Below are 6631 nucleotides of genomic sequence, written 5' to 3'. Positions count from 1 at the left end.
GGTCGCTCATTGTTCAGTTTTCAAGGAACAAATTCAGTTCTTTTTCCATCCGGCTTGCGGCCGGAATTAGAATATATCATAGTTCGAAACCGAATTGCAAGCATTATTTTTTAACTTGTTTTTCGTTCCGACCACCGCGTCCATGCTTCTCTCAGCGGCGGAATTAGAATATACCATGTCTCGCAATTGACTTGCAACAGGAAATATTATACTCCCGGTTTCTGCGCCATGGATCTGTGCTTGGAATTTTGCTGTATAATGAAGATAAAGCGCAGCACGCAAAAGATCTAACCAAATTTATGAAAAAAAATACGCTAGTCCTGTTCACAAGCCTATCTACTTATGCTAGAATGAAAGCGCTAACAAATTCATCTTTTTGAGGGGGTTCATTACATGATGAAGGTAGTAGCAGACGAAACCCGTAACATTTACGAAAATTTCGAGGTAGAGAAGGACATTTACTACTTCAAGATCGGTAGACTTGGTCTGGCCAGCTTCCACGGTAGGAACTATAACATAAAGAAAACGATTACTACCGAGCAGTTGAACAGCTATATCACATCGGGCCGTTTCATTAAAGTAAGCTCGAATTGCTATGTTAACGCCGAGAAAGTGCTCTCGCTGACTGATGGCACGATCAGTTTTGATCACAGCTCATCGGAAGCGAAGCAAATCCACGTCCCCATATGGCGTGCTCAAAGCATTAAAAACTTGCTGTCGTCGCGCAAGCCAATGGCGATGTAAGCATCAGAAACCGCGGCTCTCGCAGCCGCGGTTTTTTTTGATGATTTATTTTGCTTTAACTCATATTGTCTGTCTTTCCTACACAAAATAGGCTGGCAGTATGAACGAAAGGAGTGGACTACGATGGCTAAGCAGCAGGGACAGGGACGCAAAAATACGACAACCAAGACCAAGGATAAGAAGAGCAACAGCAGCGCGGAAGACTAAAAGCAGCCCATCCATTCACTCAACACAAGCTCTTGCCTCCGCGCCGATTCGGCCGGCATGCAAGAGCTTTTTTTGCCTTGAAATCTTAATGACCTTGCCTTTAAGCACTGCTATAATAAGGAAAACGCGCTGCGAGGTGAGCAAATTGACCATCGCTTTACAGACGACAAGGCTCCTGCTTCGACCTTTTGAGCGGAAAGATGCCGCCATTGTGCAATCGCTTGCCGGACAATACGAAGTTGCCCGAACAACGCTTTCGCTTCCGCATCCCTATCCTGACGGCGCCGCAGAGGCTTGGATCGATTTTCGCAAGGACGCCGCCAAGCACGGTCACGGCTATACGTTCGCGATTGTTGAATCCGCCAGCCGGCAGGTCATGGGCTGCATCAGCTTGACCATCAGCGCCGAGCATCGACGAGCCGAAATCGGGTATTGGCTGGGTAAGCAATATTGGGGACAAGGCTATGCAACCGAAGCTGCAACGCGGATCGTACGATTCGGCTTCGAAGCTTTGCAATTAAACCGGATCCTCGGAGCCGCAATGACGAAGAACCCTGCATCATGCGCCGTCTTAAGGAAAGCCGGTTTGAAACATGAAGGGACGTTCAAACAGCATATTCGAAAATGGGACCACTTTGAGGATCTCGACTATTTCGGCATAACGAAAGAAGCTTATTTCTCCAATTAAAACGAAATCGGCGAAAGCCCAAGCATTTCCTCTCGAAGCATTCGCCAAACTGCTGCCAGCGCCTCTTGGATGAGCCAAGCCGCCGTGCCGGCGGCCATGACCGCAAGGCCATGCTTGTAGGTAAGGGAAACGCCCCATTGGATCGGATGCCCGCTCCGATTCGGAATCGCCTCAAGGGTTGACCGAACGCATTCAGCATGACAAGCCTTAATACGGTCGGAGAATGCGTAGAAAACGCCGGTATGGGTCAGCTCCGCTAAGCAGCCCGGTGCCGACAGAAGCTGCTGTTCCGGTACGATCACCTGACGCTGGGCGTAGATCAGCTCTTCCCCATCATACACGTTTAGCCGGTTCTTATAGGAACGATAGGCGAACCGCTCTCCGCGCAGCGTCCTTCCCGGACAGAGTACCTCTGCGCCCATCCAAACCGCGCCCGCTTCCAAGCGGACGACCGTCTCGCTCTCCAGCACAGCATCGCGATAAAGCATTACAGGCTGTGGCATAGATTCCACGATCGCATTCCGCCCCAGCTCGAATGACTGCCGGATGGCAGAGCCCCCCATTGAATCAGGCGCAGGATGTACTTTGGTGAAGGACTGATTCGTCAAGAAAAGATGAGCCTCATGCCCGATTTTCCATTGCAACTCGTAGCGATCGCCGCTTAACAGCCCCGGAGACACATCCATAACGATGACGCCAAGTGCATCACCCATTGGAAAAGCTTTAGCGATCTTTAATGGAGCCGTATGATACTTCGATGCCAAAATCGTTCCCCGCTCCCGCTTCTCTACCGCCGCCCGAAGCTGCGAAATGCGCTGCCCTTCCAGACTAGAAGTGTCGATGATGCTCTGCCGAATGTGCATTTCCGTGATGGTGATCGTGACTGTGGTCATGCTCATGTCCATGAGCGTGGGCAAGCTCATGCTCGAGCCAGGCAACGATCCGGTCTACGTTAACGCCGCCGAACAGGTTGGAGAAGACATATGGGCGCTCGCCCCGCATCCGTTTCGTATCGGCTTCCATAACTTCAAGGCTAGCGCCGACATGAGGGGCCAGATCGATTTTATTAATGATGAGCAAATCGGAACGCATGATGCCGGGTCCGCCTTTGCGCGGAATTTTCTCGCCTTGCGCGACGTCAATAATATAGATGAACCGATCGACCAATTCCGGACTGAAGGCAGCCGCCAAATTGTCGCCGCCGCTCTCGATGAAGATCAGGTCTAGATTGTCAAATCGGCTCGTCAGCTCATCGACCGCCTCGAAGTTCATTGACGCATCCTCGCGAATGGCGGTATGCGGGCAGCCGCCCGTTTCCACGCCGATGATGCGCTCCTCCGCCAGCACGCCCGACGCAGCTAATATCCGTGCATCTTCCTTCGTATAAATATCGTTCGTGATGACGGCGAGATTGTACTTATCCTTCATCGCAGCGGCGAGCCGTTCGACGAGCGCCGTCTTTCCGGAACCGACCGGTCCGCCGATCCCGACGCGAACCGGCCTTGCGCCTATGCGATCAATAGCCGGCTGCTCCCACACATGGTGATGATGACCTTGTCCTTTGCACATCGCACATTCCTCCTTAGCGAATGGATACCGATCTTACGACATAAACAAACGGGAATACAAACTTTCGTGCCTCATCATCGCGATTTCGCTTAACGGCATATGGCTGTATGCCTCCTCCGGCTCCATGTCGGCCACCTTCTGCCACGCCGCCGCGGTCAAGGGCGTCAACCGGGCGATAATCGTTTGCCCTTCCGTCTGACCGATCGGCATAAGCCTAAGCGCGCTGTTGATGCAAGTCACGATGCAAGCGTACATATAGCCCTGCGCAGCCTGCTCAAGCGGTATTCCTAAACGTTGGCAAGCAAAACCGAAGACGAGCGGATGCGTAGCGAAGCAGGCTTTCGACCTTAACCCTTCCGTGAGCGGAGCCCAATCATGAGCGGGATAGAGCGCGGTTAACAGCTGCAAGAGCCTTCGCCCCATCTTCTCGATCCCGCTTCGCGTTTCGATCGCGGATCGCTGCACATGAACGAGACGTTCTACCGCCCACAAGGATGGATATCCGTTCGCCGGCACATCTCGGTAAACGGATTTGATCACCATCACATCCGCCGTCGACCAGCTATGCAGCAGCATAGACGCCGCATAAGCTTCAAGCTGGATGCTTGTCGCCAGTGCCCCCTCTTGTACAAGCGTTTCCAGTCCGAACGAATGGGAAAATCCCCCGATCGGCAGCGCCGAATCGAGCAGTTGCTGAAGAGCCAGCCACGGTACCGCGCCGCGATGCGCCGCATCATGTTCATGAACCGTCATGTTCTCACCTTACCTTGCCTAGAACAAAAAATAACGCTGCGCCATTGGGAGCACATCAGCTGGCTCGCAGGTAGCCGGTACGCCGTCGACCTTGACTTCATAGGTTTCGGGATCCACCTCAATGACTGGGGTGGCATCGTTATGAATCATATCCTTCTTCGTAACCTTTCGGCAGCCTTTTACCGGTTCGATTCGTTTGGAGAGTCCAAGCTCCTTCGCAATGCCTTTGTCATAGGCAGCCTGCGATACGAAAGTAATGGAGCTGCTATGCTTGGCTTTGCCGTATGCGGCGAACATAGGCCGGCCGAAGACGGGCTGCGGCGTCGGAATCGAAGCATTGGGATCCCCCATCTGCGCATAAGCGATGCTCCCGCCTTTAAGAACCAAGTCGGGCTTCACGCCGAAAAACATCGGGCTCCATACCGCCAAATCCGCAAATTTACCGGGCTCGATCGAACCGACCAAATGCGAGATGCCATGCGTGATTGCGGGATTGATCGTGTATTTGGCGATATAGCGCTTGATGCGGAAATTGTCCGCCTCCGCACTCGTATCGGGAGCGAGCGGACCGCGCTGGCGTTTCATTTTGTCGGCTGTTTGCCATGTGCGAATGATGACTTCGCCGACGCGGCCCATGGCTTGCGAATCGGAGCTGATCATGCTGAATACGCCCATATCGTGCAAAATATCTTCCGCGGCGATCGTCTCCGGACGAATCCGCGAATCGGCAAACGCCACATCCTCCGGGATGCTGCTGTCCAAATGGTGGCAAACCATCAGCATATCGAGATGCTCTTCAATCGTATTGACCGTAAACGGCCGAGTCGGGTTCGTCGAAGAAGGCAGAACGTTTAGCTCCCCTGCAGCCTTGATAATATCCGGCGCATGGCCGCCGCCGGCCCCCTCCGTATGATAGGTATGAATCGTCCGGCCTTTAAAGGCAGCGAGCGTATCCTCCAGAAATCCCGCTTCGTTGAGCGTATCGGTATGAATGGCGACTTGGACGTCGAATAGGTCCGCAGCGGCAAGGCAGACATCGATTGCCGCGGGCGTCGTCCCCCAGTCCTCGTGCAGCTTAAGTCCGATGGCTCCCGCCTCGATTTGCTCGACGAGCGGACCGATGAAGGAGGCATTCCCTTTGCCCGTAAAGCCGATATTCATCGGAAAAGCTTCCGCAGCCTCCAGCATCCTGCGCATATGCCATGCGCCAGGCGTACAGGTCGTCGCGTTCGTGCCGGTTGCCGGTCCCGTGCCGCCTCCGATCATCGTCGTTACGCCTGAGGAAAGAGCCGTCTCGATCTGCTGCGGGCATATATAATGAATATGCGCATCAATGCCGCCTGCGGTGACGATCTTACCTTCGCCAGCGATGACTTCGGTGCTTGCGCCGACGATCATATTCGGCATCACGCCGTCCATAATATCCGGGTTGCCGGCTTTCCCGATGCCGACAATGATGCCATCGCGGATGCCGATGTCGGCCTTCACGATCCCCCAATGGTCTATGACGATCGCATTCGTAATCAGCGTATCCAACACGCCGTCGCTGCGCAGCGCGCCGCTCGATTGCCCCATGCCGTCACGGATCACCTTTCCGCCGCCGAATTTGCACTCATCGCCGTACACGGTAAAATCCTGCTCGATCCGCGCCCATAACTCCGTATCCGCCAATCGAACGGCATCACCCGTCGTGGGCCCGAACATGGCGGCGTAGCTGCTTCGGCTCATCCTGCTCATGCCTGCTCCCCCTTCCAAGCGGCAAGCCGGCTCCTGACATCATCCGGCATTTGGCCGCGGACCGCCGAACCGTTCGTCAATGCGTTTAGCCCATAGGATCGCTTCCTGCCGCCAAGCTCGACGAGCCGAACCGGCTTTTCTTCTCCAGGCTCGAAACGCACGGCCGTGCCGGCAGGAATATCAAGCCGCATGCCGAAAGCAGCCTCGCGATCGAATTGCAGCGCGCGGTTAACTTCGAAGAAATGAAAATGCGAACCGACCTGTACGGGCCGGTCACCCGTATTCGCGACAAGCAGCTCCAGCGTGCCGCGTCCGGCATTCAACTCGATCTCGCCGGGTCCTGTCCGGTATTCTCCTGGTATCAAAGGCGATCATCCTTTCAAAGCGCTACAGTATGGGATGATGAACGGTCACGAGCTTCGTGCCGTCCGGAAACGTCGCTTCCACCTGCACCTCGTGAATCATATCGGCGACCCCAGGCATGACTTGCTCACGGGTAAGAATGGTCGTCCCGCGCTCCATCAGCTGCGCGACGGTCAGGCCATCGCGAGCGCCTTCCAGTATTTCGGAAGTAATGAGAGCAACGCTTTCGGGATAATTCAGCTTGACGCCCCGGTTCAGACGTCTGCGCGCCAAATCGGCTGCGATTGTTATCAGTAACTTCTCTTTTTCGCGTTCCGTCAGCTGCATAATGGCACCTCTTCCTTCGTTTTCTATTAGTATACGGGGCAAACCAGGGCAAGTAAATCATTTTATGTTATATTTAATAACATTTAATGAAAGGTTTAGTCTGATTAATCGTTATTCCATGTATATCGATGTCAGGTTTTGGCGTCATCCAATGCTGTTTTGTTCTCGAATATTAGCGCGCATCTGCATATTCATTCCACCACCAGCGGGGGCCGAACAAGCTAGCCATTCAAAGTGCAATGT

At 53.9% G+C, this 6631-nt stretch carries 8 protein-coding genes; 2 read left to right on the top strand and 6 right to left on the bottom strand.

Translation table 11 applies throughout. From position 1 onward, the window contains the following. Positions 1–393 precede the first annotated feature (393 nt). Together DL346_RS19700 and DL346_RS19695 are read left to right on the top strand one after the other, a co-directional pair. A complete protein-coding gene (locus tag DL346_RS19700) occupies positions 394–744 on the top strand; it encodes a hypothetical protein (RefSeq protein WP_112883968.1) in 351 nt (116 codons plus the stop codon). A gap of 352 nt (positions 745–1096) precedes the next feature. After that, a complete protein-coding gene (locus tag DL346_RS19695; RefSeq protein ID WP_240633301.1) occupies positions 1097–1639 on the top strand; it encodes a GNAT family N-acetyltransferase in 543 nt (180 codons plus the stop codon). Here the strand turns inward: DL346_RS19695 and DL346_RS19690 are convergent. From DL346_RS19690 to DL346_RS19665, 6 genes are read right to left on the bottom strand one after another with little or no spacing between them, the layout of a single operon-like run. Beyond that, complete coding sequence (locus DL346_RS19690) at positions 1636–2544, bottom strand: urease accessory protein UreD (protein WP_240633300.1); 909 nt, start codon at positions 2542–2544, stop codon at positions 1636–1638. The genes DL346_RS19695 and DL346_RS19690 overlap by 4 nt on opposite strands. Then, positions 2468–3208: an urease accessory protein UreG gene (gene ureG, locus DL346_RS19685; RefSeq protein ID WP_112883962.1), complete on the bottom strand. Its 741-nt coding sequence runs from the start codon at positions 3206–3208 to the stop codon at positions 2468–2470. Before ureG ends, DL346_RS19690 begins: the two co-directional genes overlap by 77 nt. A 33-nt stretch (positions 3209–3241) precedes the next feature. Further along, positions 3242–3961, bottom strand: a complete 720-nt coding sequence (locus DL346_RS19680) for an urease accessory protein UreF (protein WP_112883960.1) — start codon at positions 3959–3961, stop codon at positions 3242–3244. Between the two features lie 18 nt (positions 3962–3979). Further along, positions 3980–5698 (bottom strand): urease subunit alpha, encoded by a 1719-nt coding sequence (gene ureC / locus DL346_RS19675; RefSeq protein WP_112883958.1) that lies wholly within the window; start codon positions 5696–5698, stop codon positions 3980–3982. Further along, positions 5695–6063 carry an urease subunit beta gene (locus DL346_RS19670; protein WP_112883956.1) on the bottom strand — a complete coding sequence of 123 codons (369 nt, stop codon included), beginning with the start codon at positions 6061–6063 and terminating at the stop codon, positions 5695–5697. The genes ureC and DL346_RS19670 overlap by 4 nt, the downstream gene beginning before the upstream one ends. Before the next feature lie 22 nt (positions 6064–6085). Continuing rightward, positions 6086–6388 (bottom strand): urease subunit gamma, encoded by a 303-nt coding sequence (locus DL346_RS19665; RefSeq protein ID WP_112883954.1) that lies wholly within the window; start codon positions 6386–6388, stop codon positions 6086–6088. Positions 6389–6631: the final 243 nt, after the last annotated feature.

The sequence above is a fragment of the Paenibacillus montanisoli genome (assembly GCF_003268025.1).
Lineage (GTDB): Bacteria > Bacillota > Bacilli > Paenibacillales > Paenibacillaceae > Paenibacillus_Z > Paenibacillus_Z montanisoli.
Note: the sequence above shows the minus strand (reverse complement) of the source record. Positions and strands in the feature narration are given on the sequence as shown.

Bases quoted from the DNA above. Each gene is read 5' to 3' on its own strand.
- DL346_RS19700 (WP_112883968.1), top strand. From the start codon at position 394: ATGATGAAGGTAGTAGCAGACGAAACCCGTAACATTTACGAAAATTTC.
- DL346_RS19690 (WP_240633300.1), bottom strand. From the start codon at position 2,544: ATGGACATGAGCATGACCACAGTCACGATCACCATCACGGAAATGCAC.
- ureG (WP_112883962.1), bottom strand. From the start codon at position 3,208: ATGTGCAAAGGACAAGGTCATCATCACCATGTGTGGGAGCAGCCGGCT.
- DL346_RS19680 (WP_112883960.1), bottom strand. From the start codon at position 3,961: ATGACGGTTCATGAACATGATGCGGCGCATCGCGGCGCGGTACCGTGG.
- ureC (WP_112883958.1), bottom strand. From the start codon at position 5,698: ATGAGCAGGATGAGCCGAAGCAGCTACGCCGCCATGTTCGGGCCCACG.
- DL346_RS19665 (WP_112883954.1), bottom strand. From the start codon at position 6,388: ATGCAGCTGACGGAACGCGAAAAAGAGAAGTTACTGATAACAATCGCA.